Annotated in this window: 19 protein-coding genes; 3 read left to right on the top strand and 16 right to left on the bottom strand. The window is 57.4% G+C overall.

The genetic code is table 11. The features are described 5' to 3' along the window. Window positions 1-59: 59 nt before the first annotated feature. The gene (locus tag AD669_RS07970; RefSeq protein WP_053118517.1) at window positions 60-932 is read left to right on the top strand and encodes a pirin family protein; all 873 of its coding nucleotides are present in this window, start codon (window positions 60-62) and stop codon (window positions 930-932) included. An 84-nt stretch (window positions 933-1,016) separates the two neighbouring features. Here the strand turns inward: AD669_RS07970 and AD669_RS07965 are convergent, their stop codons facing one another. The 4 genes from AD669_RS07965 to AD669_RS07950 form a co-directional block, all read right to left on the bottom strand. Beyond that, window positions 1,017-1,745, bottom strand: a complete 729-nt coding sequence (locus tag AD669_RS07965) for a dienelactone hydrolase family protein (protein ID WP_053118514.1) — start codon at window positions 1,743-1,745, stop codon at window positions 1,017-1,019. A 68-nt stretch (window positions 1,746-1,813) separates the two neighbouring features. Next, window positions 1,814-3,718, bottom strand: a complete 1,905-nt coding sequence (gene htpG, locus AD669_RS07960) for a molecular chaperone HtpG (protein WP_053118568.1) — start codon at window positions 3,716-3,718, stop codon at window positions 1,814-1,816. Between the two features lie 82 nt (window positions 3,719-3,800). After that, a complete protein-coding gene (locus AD669_RS07955) occupies window positions 3,801-4,253 on the bottom strand; it encodes a PaaI family thioesterase (RefSeq protein WP_053118509.1) in 453 nt (150 codons plus the stop codon). After that, window positions 4,250-4,726, bottom strand: coding sequence for a PaaI family thioesterase (locus AD669_RS07950; RefSeq protein WP_053118507.1), 477 nt, complete (start codon window positions 4,724-4,726; stop codon window positions 4,250-4,252). The genes AD669_RS07955 and AD669_RS07950 overlap by 4 nt, the downstream gene beginning before the upstream one ends. A 158-nt stretch (window positions 4,727-4,884) precedes the next feature. Between AD669_RS07950 and AD669_RS07945 the strand changes: the two genes are divergently transcribed. Beyond that, window positions 4,885-5,121: a hypothetical protein gene (locus AD669_RS07945; RefSeq protein ID WP_053118505.1), complete on the top strand. Its 237-nt coding sequence runs from the start codon at window positions 4,885-4,887 to the stop codon at window positions 5,119-5,121. 76 nt (window positions 5,122-5,197) lie between these two features. On the opposite strand, the gene AD669_RS07940 is transcribed toward AD669_RS07945, so the two are convergent. From AD669_RS07940 to sdhC, 12 genes are all read right to left on the bottom strand, one after another. Next, window positions 5,198-5,599: an MAPEG family protein gene (locus tag AD669_RS07940; RefSeq protein ID WP_053118498.1), complete on the bottom strand. Its 402-nt coding sequence runs from the start codon at window positions 5,597-5,599 to the stop codon at window positions 5,198-5,200. Continuing rightward, window positions 5,599-6,336: a DUF599 domain-containing protein gene (locus AD669_RS07935; RefSeq protein WP_053118496.1), complete on the bottom strand. Its 738-nt coding sequence runs from the start codon at window positions 6,334-6,336 to the stop codon at window positions 5,599-5,601. Before AD669_RS07935 ends, AD669_RS07940 begins: the two co-directional genes overlap by 1 nt. Window positions 6,337-6,589: 253 nt before the next feature. Then, window positions 6,590-7,903, bottom strand: a complete 1,314-nt coding sequence (brnQ, locus tag AD669_RS07930) for a branched-chain amino acid transport system II carrier protein (RefSeq protein WP_053118494.1) — start codon at window positions 7,901-7,903, stop codon at window positions 6,590-6,592. 501 nt (window positions 7,904-8,404) lie between these two features. Continuing rightward, window positions 8,405-9,286, bottom strand: coding sequence for a succinate--CoA ligase subunit alpha (gene sucD, locus AD669_RS07925; protein WP_008082972.1), 882 nt, complete (start codon window positions 9,284-9,286; stop codon window positions 8,405-8,407). After that, window positions 9,286-10,452, bottom strand: a complete 1,167-nt coding sequence (sucC, locus tag AD669_RS07920; RefSeq protein WP_007919879.1) for an ADP-forming succinate--CoA ligase subunit beta — start codon at window positions 10,450-10,452, stop codon at window positions 9,286-9,288. The genes sucD and sucC overlap by 1 nt, the downstream gene beginning before the upstream one ends. A 199-nt stretch (window positions 10,453-10,651) precedes the next feature. After that, entirely contained in the window at window positions 10,652-12,088 is a 1,437-nt protein-coding gene (gene lpdA, locus AD669_RS07915) for a dihydrolipoyl dehydrogenase (RefSeq protein WP_053118492.1), read from the bottom strand. Window positions 12,089-12,185: 97 nt separating this feature from the next. Further along, window positions 12,186-13,406: a 2-oxoglutarate dehydrogenase complex dihydrolipoyllysine-residue succinyltransferase gene (gene odhB, locus AD669_RS07910; protein WP_053118490.1), complete on the bottom strand. Its 1,221-nt coding sequence runs from the start codon at window positions 13,404-13,406 to the stop codon at window positions 12,186-12,188. Window positions 13,407-13,448: 42 nt separating this feature from the next. Then, window positions 13,449-16,280 carry a 2-oxoglutarate dehydrogenase E1 component gene (locus AD669_RS07905; protein WP_053118487.1) on the bottom strand — a complete coding sequence of 944 codons (2,832 nt, stop codon included), beginning with the start codon at window positions 16,278-16,280 and terminating at the stop codon, window positions 13,449-13,451. 251 nt (window positions 16,281-16,531) lie between these two features. Continuing rightward, window positions 16,532-17,236 (bottom strand): succinate dehydrogenase iron-sulfur subunit, encoded by a 705-nt coding sequence (locus tag AD669_RS07900; protein ID WP_053118486.1) that lies wholly within the window; start codon window positions 17,234-17,236, stop codon window positions 16,532-16,534. Window positions 17,237-17,247: 11 nt separating this feature from the next. Beyond that, on the bottom strand, window positions 17,248-19,020 hold the full coding sequence (gene sdhA, locus AD669_RS07895; RefSeq protein WP_008077944.1) for a succinate dehydrogenase flavoprotein subunit: 1,773 nt from the start codon (window positions 19,018-19,020) through the stop codon (window positions 17,248-17,250). 3 nt (window positions 19,021-19,023) lie between these two features. Beyond that, window positions 19,024-19,392 carry a succinate dehydrogenase, hydrophobic membrane anchor protein gene (sdhD, locus tag AD669_RS07890; protein WP_003222999.1) on the bottom strand — a complete coding sequence of 123 codons (369 nt, stop codon included), beginning with the start codon at window positions 19,390-19,392 and terminating at the stop codon, window positions 19,024-19,026. Then, window positions 19,386-19,760 (bottom strand): succinate dehydrogenase, cytochrome b556 subunit, encoded by a 375-nt coding sequence (gene sdhC / locus AD669_RS07885; protein WP_016773673.1) that lies wholly within the window; start codon window positions 19,758-19,760, stop codon window positions 19,386-19,388. Before sdhC ends, sdhD begins: the two co-directional genes overlap by 7 nt. A 363-nt stretch (window positions 19,761-20,123) precedes the next feature. Between sdhC and gltA the strand changes: the two genes are divergently transcribed. Continuing rightward, window positions 20,124-21,413: a citrate synthase gene (gene gltA / locus AD669_RS07880; RefSeq protein ID WP_007919904.1), complete on the top strand. Its 1,290-nt coding sequence runs from the start codon at window positions 20,124-20,126 to the stop codon at window positions 21,411-21,413. Window positions 21,414-21,442 lie beyond the last annotated feature (29 nt).

Genomic DNA, 21,442 nt, shown 5'->3' with positions numbered 1-21,442 from the left:
CTCCTGATGCCAGCGGCGGGTTATGCTTCCGGCATCACCCGCTCAGCCTGGAATGCACCATGGACACGCAACCTCTGATCATCCGCCCGCGCGCCGAAGACGTCGAAGGCCAGCCGATTCTGCGCCCGTTGCCGTCAGCCAAATGCCGCAGCGTCGGGCCATTCGTGTTTTTTGACCACATGCTCGAAACGGTTTATCAGACGGGCAAAGGCATGAACATCCGACAGCACCCGCACATCGGTCTGTCGACCCTCACCTACCTGTTCCAGGGGCAGATCCAGCACAAGGACAGCCTCGGCTCCGACCAGGTGGTCAGCGCCGGCGATGTCAGTTGGATGACCGCCGGCAGCGCGATCGCCCACGTTGAGCGCACGCCGGAGCCGTTGTGGGAACAGAGCTTCACGATGCACGGCTTGCAGATCTGGCTAGCCTCGCCCAAGGATCACGAACAAGGCCCGGGGCATTACAGCCATCACCCGGCGGCGACGTTGCCGGTCAGCGATAACCTTGGTGTGCAGATTCGCATGATTGCCGGGTCAGGCTTTTGCCTGGAATCACCGGTGCCGGTGCTTTCTCCTACGTTATATGCCGAAGTACAGATGCAAACGGCGACCACCCTGCTGATTCCGACCGAGCATGAAGAACGGGCGGTGTATGTGCTGAGTGGTGATGCGCAGTTGAACGGCGAAGCGATTGAGCCGCATGCGCTGGTGGTGTTGCCGGCTGGGGAAGAGATGAGCTTGTTTGCCGAGAGTGATGTGCACGCCGTGGTGTTTGGCGGCGCGCCACTGGACGGGCCTCGGCGGATCAACTGGAATTTTGTCGCGAGCGATCCGGCGGCGATCGATGAGGCACGGCGTAAATGGGCGGCCGGGGATTGGCCAACGGTGCCGGGGGAAGTTGAGCGGATTGAATTGCCGGCAGGCCGATAAAGCAAAAGATCGCAGCCTGCGGCAGATCCTACATTGATCGCGTGTAGGAGCTGCCGCAGGCTGCGATCTTTTGATCTTGAAAAATCAGCCTTTGAACACTTCATCCAGCAAATCATGCATCGACTTGAACGCGCGCTTGGCCGTTTTCTCGTCGTACATCATCTTGCCCGGCACATTCGCATGCGGGTCAGTAAACGAGTGCACCGCACCGCCGTAGCTGAGCAACTGCCAATCGACATTCGCCGCGTTCATCTCATCTTCAAACGCCGGCAATTGTTCCTTCGGCACCAATGGATCAGAAGCACCGTGCAACACCAATACCGAGCCTTTGATGTTCTGCGCATCCGCCGGGTTCGGCGAATCGAGCGTGCCATGGAACGACACCGCCGCTTTCACCGGCGCACCGGTGCGCGCCAGATCCAGTGCACAGCAACCGCCAAAGCAGAACCCGAACACCGCCAGTTTCGAGGTATCAACCGCCGCTTCGCCCTGCTTCTGCAACTGCTCGAACGCCGCCTGCATTCGCTTGCGCAGCAACGCACGGTCATCCTTCAACGGCATCATCGCCGCGCCAGCCTGATCAGCGTTCTGTGGACGCACGGCCTGACCATAGACGTCAGCAATCAACACCACGTAGCCCTTGGCCGCCACCGACTTGGCGATTTCTTCCGCGCCCGCGCTGACGCCCATCCAGTTCGGCGCCATCAACAAACCCGGACGCGCGCCTTTGTGCTCGGCGTCGAACGCCAGACGACCTTCATAAGGCTGGCCGTCAATCTGATAGACCACGGAACGTACTGTGACTTGGCTCATTTCTGACTCCTGATTTGCTAAACACCAGAATGAAAAAACCCGCCGAAGCGGGTTTTTCTACGACTTGGTTAAACCGACAGCTCAACCAGCAGCTTGTTCAGACGGCGCACATAAGCGGCCGGATCCTTCAAGCTGTCGCCGGCAGCCAGGGCTGCCTGATCGAAGAGGATGTGCGACAGGTCGCCAAAACGCTCTTCGCTCTGCTCGCCGTCGAGTTTCTCGATCAGCGGGTGGCTTGGGTTGAATTCGAAGATCGGCTTCGAATCCGGCACTTTCTGCCCGCTGGCCTCGAGGATCTGACGCATTTGCAGACCCAGATCCTGTTCGCCGATGGCCAGAATGGCCGGCGAATCGGTCAGACGATGGGATACCCGGACTTCCGCCACGGAATCGCCCAGCGCGGTTTTCAGACGCTCAACCAGACCTTCTTTGGACTTGGCGACTTCTTCTGCAGCTTTCTTGTCCTCTTCCGAGTCCAGGTTGCCCAGATCGAGATCACCGCGTGCCACGTCGACAAAAGTCTTGCCGTCGAATTCGCTGAGGTAGCTCATCAGCCACTCGTCGATGCGGTCGGTCAGCAGCAACACTTCGATGCCTTTCTTGCGGAAGACCTCCAGGTGCGGGCTGTTCTTGACCTGCGCGTAGGTTTCGCCGGTGAGGTAGTAGATCTTGTCCTGACCTTCCTTGGCGCGGGCCAGATAGTCGGCCAGACCAACGATCTGCTCGCCGTCGTCGCCGTTGGTCGATGCGAAACGCAGCAGACCAGCAATTTTCTCTTTGTTGGCGAAGTCTTCTGCCGGGCCTTCTTTCATGACCTGACCGAAGTTCTTCCAGAAGCCTTTGTACTGCTCAGGCTCGTTTTTCGCCAGTTTTTCCAGCATGTCCAGCACGCGCTTGGTCAGCGCGGTTTTCATCGAATCGATGATCGGGTCTTTCTGCAGGATCTCACGCGACACGTTCAGCGACAGGTCGTTGGAATCGACCACGCCTTTGATGAAGCGCAGGTACAGCGGCAGGAAGGACTCGGCCTGATCCATGACGAACACGCGTTGCACGTACAGCTTCAGGCCTTTCGGCGCTTCACGCTGGTACAGGTCGAACGGTGCGCGGGCCGGCACGTACAGCAGCGAGCTGTATTCGAGCTTGCCTTCGACTTTGTTGTGGCTCCAGGCCAGCGGGTTTTCAAAGTCGTGAGCGATGTGTTTGTAGAACTCCTGGTATTCCTCGTCCTTCACTTCAGTGCGAGGGCGAGTCCAGAGGGCGCTGGCGCGGTTGACGGTTTCCCACTCGGCCGCTGGTGTTTCTTCACCTTCAGCAGGTGCCACTTCTTTCGGCAGCTCGATTGGCAGCGCGATGTGATCGGAGTACTTCTTGATGATGTTGCGCAGACGCCAGCCATCGGCGAATTCGTCTTCAGCAGCTTTGAGGTGCAGAACGATACGAGTGCCGCGCTCTGGCTTGTCGATGTTCGCAACTTCGAACTCGCCCTCGCCTTTCGACGACCAGTGCACGCCTTCGCTGGCTGGAGTGCCGGCGCGACGGGAGTACACGTCAACCTGGTCGGCAACGATGAACGCGGAGTAGAAACCGACACCGAACTGACCGATCAGGTGCGAATCTTTCTTCTGATCGCCCGAGAGGTTTTTCATGAAATCGGCAGTGCCGGATTTGGCGATGGTACCCAGGTGGGTGATCACATCGTCACGGTTCATGCCGATACCGTTGTCTTCGAGGGTGACGGTCTTGGCGTCTTTGTCGAAGCTCACACGGATTTTCAGATCAGCGCCACCTTCGAGCAACTCTGGCTTGGCCAGGGCTTCGAAGCGCAGCTTGTCGACAGCGTCAGAGGCGTTCGAGATCAATTCGCGAAGGAAAATTTCCTTGTTGGAATACAGCGAATGGATCATGAGGTGCAGCAGTTGCTTCACCTCGGTCTGGAAGCCCAGGGTTTCCTTTTGAGTTTCCACACTCATGGTCATCAAACTCCAATCAGATGGCAGTGGCCGCGACCCGAAATGGTCGGCGGCGGGTTGTTCTCTGAGTTTGGGGCGCTGTTCAGGATTTCAAGGGCTCATCAATTTTGAAGTGCGCGCGAGCGGTGGCAATCGGCTCGCCTTCGGTGCTTTGCCACGCCGTGATTGCGACGTTGGCGACGCGACGCCCCTGCCGGCACACCTGACATTTGGCCCAAGTGTCGCGAAATTGCCCGGCGCGCAGGTAATCGAGGGAGAAATCGATAATCTTCGGCACACCCGGTGCTTCGGTGAAGATGAGCAAATGCAGGGCCGCTGCCAATTCCATAAATCCGGCAATCACGCCGCCGTGGATCGCAGGCAGTAAAGGGTTACCAATGTTGTCCTTGTTCGCTGGTAGCTTGAACAGCAGTTCATCACCGACCCGCGAACATTCGACGCCGATCAAACCTGCGTAGGGAATCAGCTTCAACAGTGGCGCGTAATCACCTTGAGCGTGAGCGAGTTGCAGCTGCTGTTTCAGATCATCGCTCATTGCCCTGCTCCCTTGATCACGCCGCCGAAGCCTTTGGTGCCTTTCAAACCCTTGCCCATGCGCATAAAAGTGCCGACGACGTGGGCGATGGGTTGTGCAGGATCGTCCTGGTAGGCGAAACCGCGAGCAAAGATCACGTCAGTGGTCACCCGGTAGCACTGGGCGAAGCCATAGACGTCTTTGTTCGGTTCGGCGGCGTGCATATAGTCGATCCGTAAATCGAGGGTCGGGCAGACTTCGAATTCCGGCAACACGCACAATGTCGACATCCCGCAAGCGGTGTCCATCAACGAGGTGATTGCCCCGCCGTGAATCACGCCGGTCTGCGGATTTCCGACAATTCGTGAGCTGTAAGGCAGGATCACCGTAAGCCCTTCGCTGGAGGCTTCATGTACCCGCAAACCCAGTACCTGACAGTGTCTTAACGCCGAAAGAAATCGCGTCGCGCGCTCAAAAACGGGGTTTTCAGCCATATGATAATTACTCTCGTTAAAGCCATTGGCCAGTAGTAGCCAACAGGCCAAAAGTTCCGTGGCAAAACAAACTTATATATCTGAAACAAATGAGGAACTTAACCTGTAGCGCAAAGCTCTTAAGGCCAGTAGTTATTTTCCATAAGGAGAAACACCCCATGCGTAAGACTTTTGCTATTGCCTTGATGTTGACCGCTTCCCTCGGTCTCGCTGCCTGCGATAAAAAATCCGAGGACAAAGCTCAAGATGCCAACCAACATGCTGAACAAGCTCAGCAAGACATGAACAAAGCTCAGGATAAAGTGAACGACGCTGCGAAAGAAAACGCCGAAGCTGCCAAAGCTCAGGCTGAATCGAACGCTGCCGCGCAAGACGAAGCTGCTAAAAAGCAATAATCTGCTTTTTACCGCTGAAAAAAGAAACCCGCCTAGTGCGGGTTTTCTTTTGTCTGGGATTTAACGGCAATGTCGCTTAAAGCAAGACAGTTCTAAAAGTCGGACTAATCATCAGCAGCAGTGAACACACTAAGCCGATGAACCAGACCGGACTACGCAGCGCTGGCAGATCAGCCAGGTAGAACCACAAATAGACGATGCGGGCGATGACGAAGATGATCGCCAAGGCATCGATCAGCCAGCCCGCCGTTTGCGTGGTGTGCGCCATTAACACACCCACGGCAAATAACATGAACGCTTCAATACTGTTCTGATGCGCCGCCAGCGCCCTCGCGCCGTAACCGGTCAGTTGCGCCTGTTGTTGGCGAGGCAAGTGGTTGTTGTAACCGCCCTGCTCTTTCATCGCCTTGGCCACTGGCATACGCGCCACATAAATCAGCAAAGCGCTGATAAACACACACCAGAACGGAATACTCATCAAGCGACCTCTTTGTTCGCCTCGGGAATGGGCGCCTCTGTAGGGGTATAGACCATTACGTCGAGAACGTCGGAATGAAACTCGCGACGGTACAAAACCAGCACCACGCCAGTGCTCAACAACATGAACAGCCACGGGCTGACGAACCACGCGAGCATGGTCATGCCGAAGTAGTAAGAACGCAGACCGAAGTTGAACTGGTTGGCCGCCATCGAAATCACCCGCGCCGCCCGTGCCGCGAACGCTTTACGCTCCTGTTCGGAGACATGACGCTCGCCGATCATCGGCGCCGAACCGACCAGCACCGCCGCGAAGTTGTACTGGCGCATGCACCAACTGAAGGTAAAGAAGGCGTAGACGAACACCATCGCCAGGCACAGCAATTTGATTTCCGACATGCCCTGCGACGCTTGCTGCACCATCGGGATGTCCGCCAGCAACGACACCGCCCGCTCGGAGGCGCCGAGCACGGTGAGAATACCGGCGAGGATGATCAGCGTGCTCGAGGCGAAAAACGAGGCGTTGCGCTCCAGGTTGCCGATCACGCTGGCGTCGGCGATACGGTTATCGCGCAGGAGCATGCGGCGCATCCAGTCTTCTCGGTACAAGTGCAGCACGCTGGCCAGGCACGCGGTGTCGCGGCCCTTCCAGGTGGCATAACGGGTGTAACCGCCCCAGCAGATGACAAACCAGCACGCGGCGAGCAAGTGGATCAGATTGGCCTGGATGAACGACATGCAATTCCCTTGAATACGTGAACTTGTAGGAGCAAAGCTTGCTCGCGAAAGCGGCGTTTCTGTCGACATCAATGTTGAATGTCAGATCGCTTTCGCGAGCAAGCTCTGCTCCTACATAAAAGCGATGCAGTGCTTCGACGTTAGCCTAGGGAAAAAGACACTGCCTGACGCCCATAAAAAATGCCCCGTATCGATTGATACGGGGCATTTCTGTTTAAGCGTTGAAGACCCGCTTATGGCGGGTCAGCCAACCTCAGGCAACCGCTTCGCTGCGCTTGCCTAGCAGGCGATCACAAACCACTGCAACCACCAAAGTCATCACACACGGCACCAGCCACGCCAGACCTTGCTCGCTCAGCGGCAGGTGCGACAGCTGCGTTGGCATCCAGTCAGCCAGACCAGCGCCTTTCAGTGCGTCGATGCTGCCGAACAAGAACGACACCAGCATCACCGGGCCGAGAATCCGACCGTGTTCATGCCAGAAGTCTTTGCAGAAGCTCAGCGCCACCAACACGATGCACGGCGGGTAGATCGCGGTGAGCACCGGAATGGAGAACGCGATCAACTTGGTCAGACCGAGGTTGGACACCAGCAGCGAGAACGCCGCCAGAATGATCACCAGGGTCTTGTACGACAGTGGCAGCACACGGCTGAAGTACTCGGCACAGGCGCAGGTCAGACCTACCGCCGTCACCAGACACGCCAGCGAGATCAGTACCGCGAGGAAGCCGCTACCCAGCGAACCGAAGGTGTGTTGCACGTATGCGTGCAAGACCGCCGCGCCGTTGGTTGCACCGACGGCCACTTCATGGCTGCCGGAACCCAGACGGAACAGGCTGATGTAGACCAGCGCCAGACCGACACCGGCGATCAAACCGGCGATGATCGCGTAACGGGTGATCAACTTCGGCGACTCGACGCCACGGGAGCGGATCGCGTTGACGATGACGATGCCGAACACCAGCGCGCCGAGGGTATCCATGGTCAGGTAACCATTGATGAAGCCTTGGGAGAACGGTGCCGCGACGTATTCCGGCGTGCCGTGACCGACGTCACCCGCCGGCAAGGCGAATGCAGCGATACCGAGCACGGCCAGCGCGATGATCTTCAGCGGCGCGAGGAAACGGCCAACAGTGTCCAGCAAACGGCCCGGGTAGAGCGAGATGAAGAACACCAGCAGGAAGTACACCGAGCTGTAGAGGAACAGCGCCAGCGGGCTTTCGCCGGTCAGCGGCGCCAAACCGACTTCGAAGGACACGGTGGCGGTACGCGGAGTGGCGAACAGCGGGCCGACGGCCAGATAGCACGCAGCCGCAAGAATGCCGCCCGCGACTTTACCGATCGGGCTGCTCAGCGCATCCATCGACCCACCGACTTTGGCCAGTGCAACGACGGTTATCACCGGCAAACCAACGGCGGTGATCAGAAAACCCAGCGCGGCCATCCAGACGTGAGGTCCGGCCTGCAGGCCAACGATAGGCGGGAAGATAATGTTGCCGGCCCCAACGAACAGGGCAAATGTCATAAAGCCAAGTGCCAGGATGTCCTGACCTTTCAAAACTTTCATTAAGGTAATACCACACTACTGAATCGGAATTTAGAGGGGGATTGCCCTGTGTAATTAGGGAAATGCTGTCGATCCGTATGGGACTGACCCTTAAAGCGCGTTGCATGCCTTGTGGGCGGCAGACGCAAAAATGGCTGCTAGCCTAACGAATTTGGCCTGCAAACGCACTGTTAGAGGGCGAACTATCCGATACGCGACGTTTCTGTGTCGCGTTTACGTATCTATTTTTCATATCCAGTGCTTTGTTGTTCAAACCAAATACCAGTTCCCCCGCCGAAACTTGTGGCGAGGGGATTTATCCCCGATGGGCTGCGCAGCAGCCCCAATGCTCTCAACCGCGGTAAGTCAGGTTATTCCAGTTCAGATTCTTGGGGCCGCTTCGCAGCCCATCGGGGATAAATCCCCTCGCCACAAGAGCCCACATAATTCTCATACGCCAGAAACGACAAAGGCCACCCGAAGGTGGCCTTTGTTTGGTGAAGCGTCAGCTAAGCGCGAGGCTTACTTGACAGCCCAACCGGTCAGCTCGGCCAGGGCCTTGCCGATGTCTGCCAGCGAACGCACGGTTTTAACGCCTGCGTCTTGCAGCGCAGCGAATTTCTCGTCTGCAGTGCCTTTGCCGCCAGAGATGATTGCGCCAGCATGGCCCATGCGCTTGCCCGGAGGAGCAGTCACACCAGCGATGTAGGAAACAACCGGCTTGGTCACGTGTGCCTTGATGTAGGCAGCCGCTTCTTCTTCAGCCGAACCGCCGATCTCACCGATCATCACGATCGCTTCGGTCTTCGGGTCTTCCTGGAACAGCTTCAGGATGTCGATGAAGTTCGAACCCGGGATCGGGTCACCACCGATGCCGACGCAAGTCGACTGACCGAAACCGGCGTCAGTAGTCTGCTTGACAGCTTCGTAGGTCAGGGTGCCGGAACGCGAAACGATACCGACCTTGCCTGGCAAGTGAATGTGACCTGGCATGATGCCGATCTTGCACTCGCCCGGAGTGATAACGCCTGGGCAGTTAGGGCCGATCAGGACTACGCCCAGCTCGTCGCACTTAACTTTAGCGTCCAGCATGTCCAGGGTAGGAATGCCTTCGGTGATGCAAACGATCAGCTTGATGCCGCCGAATGCCGCTTCCAGGATCGAATCTTTGCAGAAAGGAGCCGGAACGTAGATCACGGAAGCGGTAGCGCCAGTGGCTTCTACTGCGTCTTTAACGGTGTTGAACACTGGCAGACCCAGGTGCTCGGTGCCGCCTTTGCCAGGAGTAACGCCACCAACCATCTTGGTGCCGTATTCGATGGCTTGCTGGGTGTGGAAACTACCTTGCGAACCGGTAATACCCTGGCAGATAACTTTGGTGTCTTTATTGATCAGGACGCTCATTATTTGCCCTCCGCAGCTTTGACAACTTGTTGAGCAGCGTCGGTCAGGCTGGTAGCAGCGATGATGTTCAAACCGCTTTCTGCCAGTACTTTAGCGCCCAGCTCAGCGTTGTTACCTTCAAGGCGAACAACAACCGGGATTTTCACGCCGACTTCTTTCACAGCGCCGATGATGCCTTCGGCAATCATGTCGCAGCGAACGATGCCGCCGAAGATGTTGACCAGTACTGCAGCGACGTTGGTGTCGGACAGGATGATCTTGAACGCTTCAGTTACGCGTTCTTTGGTAGCGCCACCACCTACGTCGAGGAAGTTGGCTGGCTTGCCGCCATGCAGGTTGACGATGTCCATGGTACCCATGGCCAGGCCAGCACCGTTGACCATGCAGCCGATGTTGCCTTCCAGTGCTACGTAGTTCAATTCGAACTTGGCAGCGTGCGCTTCGCGCGGATCGTCTTGCGACGGATCGTGGAAAGTCTTCAGCTTAGGCTGACGGTACATTGCGTTGGCGTCGATGTTGATCTTGGCGTCCAGGCAGTGCAGATCGCCGTCAGCCTTGATCACCAGCGGGTTCACTTCCAGCAGAGCCAGGTCGTGATCCTTGAACAGCTTGGCCAGACCTACGAAGATCTTGGCGAACTGAGCAACCTGCTTGCCTTCCAGACCCAGCTGGAATGCCAGCTCGCGACCCTGGAATGGCTGAGCGCCAACCAGTGGATCGATAGTGGCTTTCAGAATTTTTTCTGGAGTGTCGTGAGCGATTTTCTCGATGTCCACGCCACCTTCGGTGGAAGCCATGAACACGATGCGACGGCTCGAACGGTCAACGACAGCGCCCAGGTACAGCTCTTTAGCGATATCAGTGCACGATTCAACCAGGATCTTGGTGACTGGCTGGCCATTGGCGTCAGTCTGGTAAGTCACCAGACGCTTGCCCAGCCACTGCTGTGCGAAGGCTTTGGCGTCTTCTTTGCTGCGAACCAGCTTAACGCCGCCCGCTTTACCGCGACCACCAGCGTGGACCTGGGCTTTGACAACCCACTCACTGCCGCCGATTTTGTCGCAAGCTTCTGCTGCTGCTTCCGGGGTGTCTACTGCGTAGCCAGTGGAAACTGGCAGGCCGTATTCAGCGAACAGCTGCTTACCCTGATACTCGTGAAGATTCATGCTTTTTACCGTCTTCGTTAGGTACTGCGCATTCGGCGCTGCGCTCGTATGAGTGCCGCGCCACCTGTGACTGCTGCTTGCGTAGCCTTTCCGGATACCCGGTGCAACTACGCAAGACTGCGTCCAGCGGACATTCCGCGGTGAGACTTGCTCGCAAGGCTCACGACGGGCCGTTACCGCCGTGGTTTCTTATTGTCTGTTAACGCTTTTTGCGGTTGGCAATGTGGATGGCGCCGCCATTCACAGCCAAAGCAGCTTCGTGCAAGGCTTCAGACAGGGTCGGATGGGAGAAAACCATCATGCCCAGATCTTCAGCGCTGGTGCCGAATTCCATACCGATCGCGCCCTGCTGAACCAGTTCTGCAGCGCTCGGGCCAATCACGTGCACGCCCAATACGCGGTCAGTCTTGGCATCAGCGATGACCTTGACGAAACCACCGGTATCGTTGGCGGCCATGGCACGGCCGGAAGCGGCGAACGGGAAGGTGCCGACGTTAACTTCAACGCCTTCAGCTTTCAAGGCCTGCTCGGTTTTACCCACCCACGCGATTTCCGGGTGAGTATAAATAACCGAAGGGATCAGGTCATAGTTCATCTGGGCTTTGTGGCCCTTGATGCGCTCGACAACCATGATGCCTTCTTCCGATGCCTTGTGCGCCAGCATCATGCCGCGCACCACGTCACCAATGGCGAAAACGCCCGGTACGGTGGTCGCGCAGTGATCGTCAACGTGCACGAAACCGCGCTCGTCGAGGGTCACGCCGCTGTCGGAAGCCAGCAGATCAGTGGTCACCGGACGGCGACCAACGGCTACGATCAGCTTGTCGAAAGTAATGGTCTGTTCGCCGTTGGCATCGGTGTAGTTCACAACGACTTCGTCGCCGTTCACTTTCGAGCCGGTCACGCGAGCGCCCAGTTTGATGTCCAGACCTTGTTTGGTCAGGGTTTTCAGCGCTTCCTTGGAAACAGCGGTGTCCGCTGCCATCAGGAAGGTGTCCAGTGCTTCGAGGACAACCACTTCCGAACCCAGACGCGACCATACCGAACCCAGTTCCAGACCGATCACGCCAGCGCCGATCACGCCCAGACGCTTAGGTACGGTTTGGAATTCCAGAGCGCCAGTCGAATCGACGATGACGTTCTGATCAACCGGAGCCGGTGGAATGTCGATTGGACGCGAGCCTGGAGCCAGGATCACGTTCTCAGCTTCGATGACTTCAACCGAACCGTCTGGCTTGGTGACTTCGACTTTCTTGCCAGCCAGCAGTTTGCCGTGGCCCTGGATCGAAGTAACGCCGTTGGCCTTGAACAGAGTGGCAACGCCGCCGGTCAGGTTCTTGACGATGCCAGCCTTGCGGCCAACCATCGCAGCGACGTCCATTTTGACTTCGCCGGTCGAGATACCGTGAACGTTGAAGCTTTCTTTCGCTTCCTTGTATTTCCAGGAGCTGTCGAGCAGCGCCTTGGAAGGAATGCAGCCTACGTTCAGGCAGGTGCCGCCCAGGGCTTGCTTGCCTTCAGCGTCGGTGTACTTCTCGATGCAGGCAGTGGTCAGACCCAGCTGCGCCGCCTTGATGGCAGCCACGTAGCCACCAGGGCCAGCACCGATCACTACTACGTCAAATTTCTGCGACATTCAAAAAATCCTCTTTAGCGAAAAGCTTCAAGCCGCGCGCTCCAAGCCAAGCTGCCCTTTCCTGCAGCTTGAAACTTGAAGCCCGCGACTGCTTCTATCAGATATCCAGCAACAGACGCGCCGGATCTTCCAGCAGGTTCTTGATGGTCACCAGGAAGGTCACAGCTTCTTTGCCATCGATCAGACGGTGATCGTAGGACAGTGCCAGGTACATCATCGGACGGATAACGACCTGACCGTTGATGGCCATAGGACGCTGGATGATGTTGTGCATGCCCAGAATCGCTGCCTGCGGCGGGTTGACGATCGGGGTCGACATCATCGAACCGAAGGTACCACCGTTGGTGATGGTGAAGGTACCACCGGTCATCTCGTCCATCGACAGTTTGCCGTCACGGGCTTTTTTGCCGAATGTTGCGATGCCGCCTTCGATTTCAGCCAGGCTCATCAGTTCGGCGTTACGCAGAACCGGAACAACCAGACCGCGGTCGCTGGAAACGGCAACGCCGATGTCAGCGTAGCCGTGGTAAACGATGTCCGCGCCGTCGATCGATGCGTTAACAGCCGGGAAGCGTTTCAGCGCTTCGGTCGCTGCTTTAACGAAGAACGACATGAAGCCCAGGCGTACGCCGTTGTGGGACTTCTCGAACAGATCCTTGTACTTCGAACGCAGAGCCATGACTTCAGTCATGTCGACTTCGTTGAAAGTGGTCAGCATCGCCATATTCGACTGAGCTTCAACCAGACGCTTGGCCACGGTGGCACGCACGCGGGTCATCGGTACGCGCTTCTCGATGCGGTCGCCAGCGGCGAACACAGGAGCGGCGGCCGAAGGAGCAGCAGCCTTGGCAGGCGCGGCAGCTGGAGCGGCTTTCTTGGCAGCTACAGCAGCGACTACGTCTTCCTTGGTCACACGACCACCTTTGCCGGTGCCGGCAACGGAAGCGATGTTGATGCCGTTTTCTTCAGCCAGCTTGCGCGCAGCCGGTGCAGCAACAGGATCGTCTTCGCCTTCGGCAGCAGCCGGTGCAGCGGCAGCGGCCGGAGCAGCAGCGGCGGCTGGAGCAGCGGCAGCAGCGCCGCCCGCTTCGATGGAGCCCAGCACTTCGTCGGACAGAACGGTGTCGCCTTCGTTCTTGACGATTGCGCCCAGCACGCCGTCGGCGGTAGCCAGAACTTCCAGTACGACTTTGTCAGTCTCGATGTCGACGATCAGGTCGTCACGCTTGACGGCGTCGCCCGGTTGTTTGTGCCAGGTGGCAACGGTGCCATCGGCAACCGATTCCGGGAAAGTGGGGGCTTTGATCTCGATAGCCATTATCTGTAGTTCCTTAAATTCGGTTTCAGGTGCGCGAAGGCATTAAATGGTAAACGCGGCTTGCAGGAGTTTTTCCTGCTGCTCGGCGTGCATCGATGCGTAACCACAAGCTGGGGCAGCAGAAGCCTCACGGCCCGCGTACTCAAGTACGAGAGACTTGTCGAGGTTACCGATGCTGCGACGCAAGTGGTGCTGGCTGCAGTACCAGGCGCCCTGGTTCATCGGCTCTTCCTGACACCAAACGGCATTTTTGACGTTGGTGTACGGAGCCAGGACTTCTTTCAAGTCGTCCTCAGGGAATGGATACAGCTGCTCGATACGCACGATGGCGATATCTTCACGGCCTTCGGCACGGCGTTTTTCCAGCAGGTCGTAGTAGACCTTGCCGCTACACAGAACAACACGCTCGACCTTTTTCGGGTCCAGAGTATCGATTTCCGGGATCACGGTCTGGAACGAACCTTCGGCCAGATCTTCCAGCGTCGAGATGGCCAGCTTGTGGCGCAGCAGCGACTTCGGCGTCAGCACGATCAACGGTTTGCGCAGCGGACGAATTACCTGACGACGCAGCAAGTGGTAGATCTGTGCTGGCGTGGTCGGTACAGCCACCTGAATGTTGTGCTCGGCGCACAGTTGCAGGTAACGCTCAAGACGTGCCGAGCTGTGCTCAGGGCCCTGACCTTCGTAACCGTGTGGCAGCAACATGGTCAGACCGCAGAGACGGCCCCACTTGTGCTCGCCGCTGGTGATGAACTGGTCGATAACAACCTGTGCACCGTTGGCGAAGTCACCGAACTGGGCTTCCCAGATCACCAGCGCGTCTGGCGTGGTGGTCGAGTAACCGTATTCGAATGCCAGTACCGCTTCTTCCGACAGGAACGAGTCGTACAGGTCAAAGCGTGGCTGACCGTCGTACAAGTGCGCCAGCGGAATGTAGGTGCCCGCGTCTTTCTGGTTGTGCAGCACAGCGTGACGGTGCGAGAACGTACCGCGGCCGATGTCCTGACCAGTCATGCGAATCGGGTGACCTTCGAACGCCAGGGTCGCGTACGCCATGGTTTCGGCGTAACCCCAGTTGATCGGCAGGCCGCCGGCTTGCATTTTCTGACGGTCTTCGTAGATCTTCGCGACCTGACGCTGCACCACGAAACCGTCCGGAATTTCCAGCAGCTTGGCGGACAGTTCTTGCAGGGTTTTCAGATCGAAACGCGTGTCGTGACGCGCAGTCCAGGCGTGGCCCAGATACGGACGCCAGTCCACGAACAACTCTTTGTTCGGCTCTTTGACCAGCGACTTCACGACGTGCAGACCGTTGTCCAGCGCGTTGCGGTATTCGTCGACTTTCGCCTGAACACGCTCTGCGTCGAGCACACCGCCCTGGGTCAGACGATCAGCGTACAGCTCACGGGTGGTGCGCTGTTTGGTGATCTGCTGATACATCAGAGGCTGGGTGCCGCTTGGCTCGTCAGCTTCGTTGTGGCCGCGACGACGGTAGCAGACCAGGTCGATCACCACGTCACGCTTGAACTGCATGCGGTAATCGATGGCCAGCTGGGTCACGAACAACACGGCTTCCGGATCATCACCATTCACATGGAGGATCGGCGCCTGGATCATCTTGGCAACGTCGGTGGCGTACTCGGTGGAACGCGAGTCCAGCGGGTTGCTGATGGTGAAACCAACCTGGTTGTTGATCACGATGTGCACGGTACCGCCGGTTTTGAAACCGCGGGTCTGCGACATCTGGAAGGTTTCCATGACCACGCCCTGACCTGCGAAAGCAGCGTCACCGTGGATGGAGATCGGCAGAACCTTCTCACCGGTCGGGTCGTTACGACGATCCTGACGGGCGCGAACCGAACCTTCTACCACCGGGGAAACGATTTCCAGGTGGGACGGGTTGAACGCCATGGCCAGGTGAACTTCACCGCCGGCGGTCATCACGTTGGACGAGAAGCCCTGGTGATACTTAACGTCACCGGAACCCAGCTCGACCTTCTTCTTGCCTTCGAACTCGTCGAACAGCTCGCGCGGGTTCTTGCCGAAGGTGTTGACCAGTACGTTCAGACGGCCACGGTGGGCCATGCCGATGACGACTTCCTTGGTGCCGTAGGAACCGGAACGCTGGATCAGTTCGTCGAGCATCGGAATCAGGCTTTCGCCGCCTTCCAGACCGAAACGCTTGGTGCCCGGGTATTTGGTGCCCAGGTATTTTTCCAAGCCTTCACCGGCAGTCACGCGCTCAAGCAGGTGGCTCTTGATGTCGGCGGAGTACGTCGGACGACCACGCACGCTTTCCAGACGCTGCTGGAACCACTGGCGCTGCTCGGAATCGGTGATGTGCGTAAATTCAGCGCCGATGGTGCGGCAATATGTCTGCTGCAACGCTTCGTGAATTTCGCGTAGGCTCGCTTCCTCTTTGCCGATGAACAGGTCGCCGGCACGGAAGGTCGTATCAAGATCGGCATTGGTCAAGCCGTAATGATTGATCGACAGGTCTGCAGGTGCAGGACGCTGCCACAGCCCCAGCGGGTCAAGCTGGGCTGCCTGGTGGCCACGCATACGGTAGGCCTGGATCAATCGCAGCACTTCAACTTGCTTCTTCTCGTGCTCACTGCTCACGCTCCCGGCGGAAACCGGTTGGGCGCGGCGCTGGTTCTTTGCCAGCAGCACGAAATGATCGCGAATTGTGGAGTGCGAAACATCAGTGGCAGAGTTGCCGTCGGCGGGCAACTTCTGAAAGTAGGTGCGCCACTCTTCTGGCACAGCGTTAGGGTCGTGCAGGTAGAGCTCATAAAGCTCTTCCACATAGGCAGCGTTTCCACCTGAAAGGTAGGCGCTGTTCCACATGCGCTGCATCACGCTTTCTTGCATGCTTGGTCACCCTCGGTTAGGGGAACACCATCGGCGACGACACCGAGCAAACTTGCAGAAGTCCGAATGCAGCGACTAAAACAAGCCACCTAGGATCACGCTGATAGTCCGGGTACCAGCCCGGATGCCCCTGCTTGTCTCATTTCTTCAAAATAAGAGCCGCAGCTTGTGGCTACTGCTCTGGTTATAGCCATGACGCGGGTTGAAGCCCGCGCCACAGCCTCTACGGTACAGCGGTTACATCAGCTGAATCACACGCCGCTCGAGAGCAACATGTTACGGATGTGACCGATGGCCTTAGTCGGGTTCAGGCCTTTCGGACATACGTTGACGCAGTTCATGATGCCCCGGCAGCGGAATACGCTGAACGGGTCATCGAGCGAAGCCAGACGCTCGGTGGTCTTGGTGTCACGGCTGTCTGCCAGGAAGCGATAAGCTTGCAGCAGTGCAGCTGGACCCAGGAACTTGTCCGGGTTCCACCAGAAGGACGGGCAAGAGGTCGAGCAGCAAGCGCACAGGATGCACTCGTACAGACCGTCGAGCTTTTCGCGCTCTTCTGGCGACTGCAGACGCTCGATGGCCGGAGCCGGCGTGTCGTTCTGCAGGTAAGGCTTCACCTTCTCGTATTGCTTGTAGAAGATGCTCATATCGACGACCAGGTCACGGATAACCGGCAAACCTGGCAGCGGACGAACGATCAACTTGTTACCTTTTACAACAGCAGACAGCGGCGTGATACATGCCAGGCCGTTTTTGCCGTTGATGTTCATGCCGTCGGAACCGCAAACGCCTTCACGGCAAGAGCGACGATAGGAGAAACCTTCGTCCTGCTCTTTGATCAGGGCCAGTACGTCCAGCACCATCAGGTCTTTACCACCGGTATCGACCTGGAATTCCTGCATGAACGGCGCGGCGTCCTGATCAGGGTTGTAACGATATACGCTGACTTGCAACATGGCGGCCACCCTTAATAAGTCCGAATCTTAGGTTCAAAAGTCGGAACAGTCTTCGGCGAGAAGTTCACGGCACGCTTGGTGACGCGCTTGTCACCCGGGAAGTACAGGGTGTGGCACAGCCAGTTTTCGTCGTCACGGTCTTCGAAGTCTTCACGGGCATGAGCACCGCGCGACTCTTTACGAACCTCGGCAGCGATGGCAGTAGCTTCAGCCACTTCCAGCAGGTTTTGCAGTTCCAGCGCTTCGATACGGGCAGTGTTGAACGCCTGCGACTTATCGTTGATCTTCACGTTGGCGATGCGGGTACGCAGATCAGCCAACTGAGCGATACCTTTCTGCATGTATTCGCCAGTACGGAATACACCGAAATAGTTCTGCATGCAGTTCTGCAGCTCGCGACGCAGGGTTGCCACGTCTTCGCCATCAGTACGGCTGTTCAGCGCGTTCAGACGCGACAGGGCAGCTTCGATGTCGGCTTCGGTAGCGTCGTCGTATTCGATGCCGTCGGTCAGCGCCTTTTCCAGGTGCAGGCCGGCAGCGCGGCCGAATACCACCAGGTCGAGCAGCGAGTTGCCGCCCAGACGGTTGGCACCGTGAACCGATACGCAAGCCACTTCGCCTACAGCGAACAGGCCCGGGATGATTTTGTCGACGCCTTCAGCGTCCTGGGTGATCGCCTGACCATGAATGTTGGTGGCAACGCCGCCCATCATATAGTGGCAAGTCGGAACAACCGGAACCGGCGCAACAACCGGGTCAACGTGTGCGAAGGTCTTCGACAGTTCGCAGATGCCTGGCAGACGGCTGTGCAGTACTTCCTCGCCCAGGTGGTCGAGTTTGAGCAGTACGTGGTCGCCATTCGGGCCGCAACCGTTGCCAGCGATGATTTCTTTAACCATCGAGCGAGCAACAACGTCACGACCGGCAAGGTCTTTGGCGTTCGGAGCATAACGCTCCATGAAACGCTCACCGTGCTTGTTGATCAGGTAACCACCTTCACCACGGCAACCTTCTGTAACCAGTACACCGGCGCCGGCGATGCCGGTCGGGTGGAACTGCCACATTTCGATGTCTTGTACCGGCACGCCAGCACGCAGAGCCATGCCGACGCCGTCACCGGTGTTGATCAGGGCGTTGGTGGTGGACGCGTAGATACGACCTGCACCGCCGGTAGCCAATACGGTGGCTTTGGCGCGGATGTAGGTGGTCTCGCCGGTTTCGATGCAGATCGCGATCACACCGACGAAGTCGCCTTCCTGGTTTTTCACCAGATCGACAGCGTAGTACTCGTTCAGGAACGTGGTACCGGCTTTCAGGTTGCCCTGATAAAGGGTGTGCAGCAGCGCGTGACCGGTACGGTCGGAAGCGGCGCACGTACGGGCAGCCTGCCCGCCTTTGCCGTAATCCTTGGACTGGCCACCGAACGGACGCTGATAGATGCGGCCCTGCTCGGTGCGCGAGAACGGCATGCCCATGTGGTCCAGCTCATAAACAGCAGCCGGGCCTTCCTGACACATGTATTCGATAGCGTCCTGGTCACCGATATAGTCGGAACCCTTGACGGTATCGTACATGTGCCAGCGCCAGTCATCGTTCGGGTCAGCAGACGCGATTGCGCAAGTGATGCCGCCTTGAGCGGAAACAGTGTGCGAACGGGTCGGGAAAACCTTGGTGATCACGGCAGTCTTGTGACCGCCCTGTGCCAGTTGCAGCGCAGCGCGCATGCCGGCACCGCCACCACCAATAATGATGGCGTCGAAAGAAATCGTTGGAATGTTAGCCATGACTCAGATACCCCAGAGAATCTGCACACCCCAGACGAAGTAAGCGAACATCGCAACGCCGCATACTGCCTGGAAAAGGAAACGTATAGCCGTCGCGGACTTGCCGAACGCCATTGGCGTCAGGTAGTCAGTCGCGATGGTCCACATGCCGACCCAGGCGTGAGCGCCAAGGGCAACAAGGGCCAGGAGGCTGAAAATACGCATCCCGTTGTGGGCGAACAGTTCATGCCACTGGGCATACTCGAGACCAGGGTGGGCCACGACGTATCCGATCAGGAAGATGAAGTAAGCCGCGAGAACGACCGCAGACACACGTTGCGCCATCCAGTCATAGAGGCCCGAACGCGAGAGGTTCGTGACGTTAGTTACCATATCCAAACTCCTGCCAGAACGATTACCACCACGGAAACGGCGATAACGATTTTCGAGCCCAGCTTGCCGCCTTCCAGCGTCTCACCGATGCCCATGTCCATGATCAAGTGGCGCACACCGGCTACCAAGTGATACAGCAGAGCGGACAGGATGCCCCAAATCACTAGCTTGGCTAGCGGACTGGTCAGACACGCTTTCACCTGACCGAAGCCTTCCTCGGAGCTCAGCGACTTGTCCAATGCGTAAAGCATGATGGCAAGGCACACGAAGAGGATGACACCGGAGATTCGGTGAAGAATGGACGTGTAAGCAGTGACTGGGAGTTTGATGGTCCTTAGGTCTAGGTTTACAGGTCGTTGGCTTTTCACGGCTTTTTTTTCACACTGAAGAGCCCCTAACAATCAGGGCAAAGTTGTTGGGGAGTGCACTGGTCAGGTAACCACCACCCAGGGATGCGACCCCCAATGAAAGCAAGCCCAAAAGCCCTTGGCGGTCGGTGGCCGAGTATAGACAGTTAGGCTACTAATGACAACGCAATCACCTACCCCCAATAGCTGATTGCACAAGTTGCATAAAAGGCGTAAATGGCAGGCAATTTCGAGGAAAAAGTGCGCTTAAAGCCTTCTGGAGCAAGACTTTAGGCAAATTGACATTCGAATTTATCTCACTATAGTGGTGCGGGCCCTGCGTGGGGGGTCTGTCTGATGGTTCAAGCATAAATAGGAGGCCACATGGCTGACAAAAAAGCGCAGTTGATCATCGAGGGCGCAGCCCCCGTCGAGCTGCCCATTTTAACCGGCACCGTTGGTCCCGATGTAATCGATGTTCGGGGCCTGACGGCCACGGGCCGCTTCACTTTCGACCCGGGTTTCATGTCGACCGCTTCGTGCGAATCGAAGATCACCTATATCGACGGCGACAACGGCATTCTGTTGCACCGCGGCTACCCGATCGAACAGCTGGCTGAAAAGTCGGACTACCTGGAAACCTGCTACCTGCTGCTCAACGGCGAATTGCCGACCGCAGAACAGAAGGCCCAGTTCGTCAGCACCGTGAAAAACCACACCATGGTTCACGAGCAGCTGAAAACCTTCTTCAACGGCTTCCGTCGCGACGCCCACCCAATGGCCGTCATGTGCGGTGTAGTCGGCGCCCTCTCGGCCTTCTACCACGACTCCCTCGACATCAATAACCCGCAGCATCGCGAAATCTCCGCGATCCGTCTGGTTGCCAAGATGCCGACCCTGGCAGCGATGGTTTACAAGTACTCCATGGGTCAACCCATGATGTACCCGCGCAACGACCTGACGTACGCGGAAAACTTCCTGCACATGATGTTCAACACCCCGTGCGAGATCAAACCGATCAGCCCGGTGCTCGCCAAGGCCATGGACCGGATTTTCATCCTCCATGCCGACCACGAGCAGAACGCGTCGACTTCCACCGTACGTCTGGCAGGTTCTTCGGGTGCCAACCCGTTCGCCTGTATCGCCGCCGGTATCGCCGCACTGTGGGGCCCTGCTCACGGCGGTGCGAACGAAGCCGTTCTGACCATGCTGGATGAAATTGGCGATGTGTCGAACATCGACAAGTTCATCGCCAAGGCCAAGGACAAGAACGATCCGTTCAAGCTGATGGGCTTCGGTCACCGCGTTTACAAGAACCGCGACCCTCGCGCGACTGTAATGAAACAGACCTGTGACGAAGTGTTGAAGGAACTGGGCATTAATAATGATCCGCAACTCGAACTGGCCATGCGCCTGGAAGAAATTGCGTTGACTGACCCGTACTTCATCGAACGTTCGCTGTACCCGAACGTCGATTTCTACTCGGGGATTATCCTCAAGGCGATCGGCATTCCGACCAGCATGTTTACGGTGATTTTCGCGCTGGCACGTACTGTTGGCTGGATTTCGCACTGGAAAGAGATGCTTTCGAGCCCGTACAAGATTGGCCGTCCGCGCCAGTTGTACACTGGCTACGAGTCGCGTGATATTTCCAAGCTGGAAGATCGCAAATAAGACCTGTCTTGCGATAACGTCTTAAGTTG

It is taken from the genome of Pseudomonas sp. P1.31, assembly GCF_001269815.1.
GTDB classification, from domain to species: Bacteria; Pseudomonadota; Gammaproteobacteria; order Pseudomonadales; family Pseudomonadaceae; genus Aquipseudomonas; species Aquipseudomonas rustica.
This window is presented reverse-complemented; position numbering and strand designations above follow the sequence as displayed.

Coding starts and splice junctions, on each gene's coding strand:
- AD669_RS07970 (WP_053118517.1), top strand. CDS start 60: ATGGACACGCAACCTCTGATCATCCGCCCGCGCGCCGAAGACGTCGAA.
- AD669_RS07965 (WP_053118514.1), bottom strand. CDS start 1,745: ATGAGCCAAGTCACAGTACGTTCCGTGGTCTATCAGATTGACGGCCAG.
- htpG (WP_053118568.1), bottom strand. CDS start 3,718: ATGAGTGTGGAAACTCAAAAGGAAACCCTGGGCTTCCAGACCGAGGTG.
- AD669_RS07955 (WP_053118509.1), bottom strand. CDS start 4,253: ATGAGCGATGATCTGAAACAGCAGCTGCAACTCGCTCACGCTCAAGGT.
- AD669_RS07950 (WP_053118507.1), bottom strand. CDS start 4,726: ATGGCTGAAAACCCCGTTTTTGAGCGCGCGACGCGATTTCTTTCGGCG.
- AD669_RS07945 (WP_053118505.1), top strand. CDS start 4,885: ATGCGTAAGACTTTTGCTATTGCCTTGATGTTGACCGCTTCCCTCGGT.
- AD669_RS07940 (WP_053118498.1), bottom strand. CDS start 5,599: ATGAGTATTCCGTTCTGGTGTGTGTTTATCAGCGCTTTGCTGATTTAT.
- AD669_RS07935 (WP_053118496.1), bottom strand. CDS start 6,336: ATGTCGTTCATCCAGGCCAATCTGATCCACTTGCTCGCCGCGTGCTGG.
- brnQ (WP_053118494.1), bottom strand. CDS start 7,903: ATGAAAGTTTTGAAAGGTCAGGACATCCTGGCACTTGGCTTTATGACA.
- sucD (WP_008082972.1), bottom strand. CDS start 9,286: ATGAGCGTCCTGATCAATAAAGACACCAAAGTTATCTGCCAGGGTATT.
- sucC (WP_007919879.1), bottom strand. CDS start 10,452: ATGAATCTTCACGAGTATCAGGGTAAGCAGCTGTTCGCTGAATACGGC.
- lpdA (WP_053118492.1), bottom strand. CDS start 12,088: ATGTCGCAGAAATTTGACGTAGTAGTGATCGGTGCTGGCCCTGGTGGC.
- odhB (WP_053118490.1), bottom strand. CDS start 13,406: ATGGCTATCGAGATCAAAGCCCCCACTTTCCCGGAATCGGTTGCCGAT.
- AD669_RS07905 (WP_053118487.1), bottom strand. CDS start 16,280: ATGCAAGAAAGCGTGATGCAGCGCATGTGGAACAGCGCCTACCTTTCA.
- AD669_RS07900 (WP_053118486.1), bottom strand. CDS start 17,236: ATGTTGCAAGTCAGCGTATATCGTTACAACCCTGATCAGGACGCCGCG.
- sdhA (WP_008077944.1), bottom strand. CDS start 19,020: ATGGCTAACATTCCAACGATTTCTTTCGACGCCATCATTATTGGTGGT.
- sdhD (WP_003222999.1), bottom strand. CDS start 19,392: ATGGTAACTAACGTCACGAACCTCTCGCGTTCGGGCCTCTATGACTGG.
- gltA (WP_007919904.1), top strand. CDS start 20,124: ATGGCTGACAAAAAAGCGCAGTTGATCATCGAGGGCGCAGCCCCCGTC.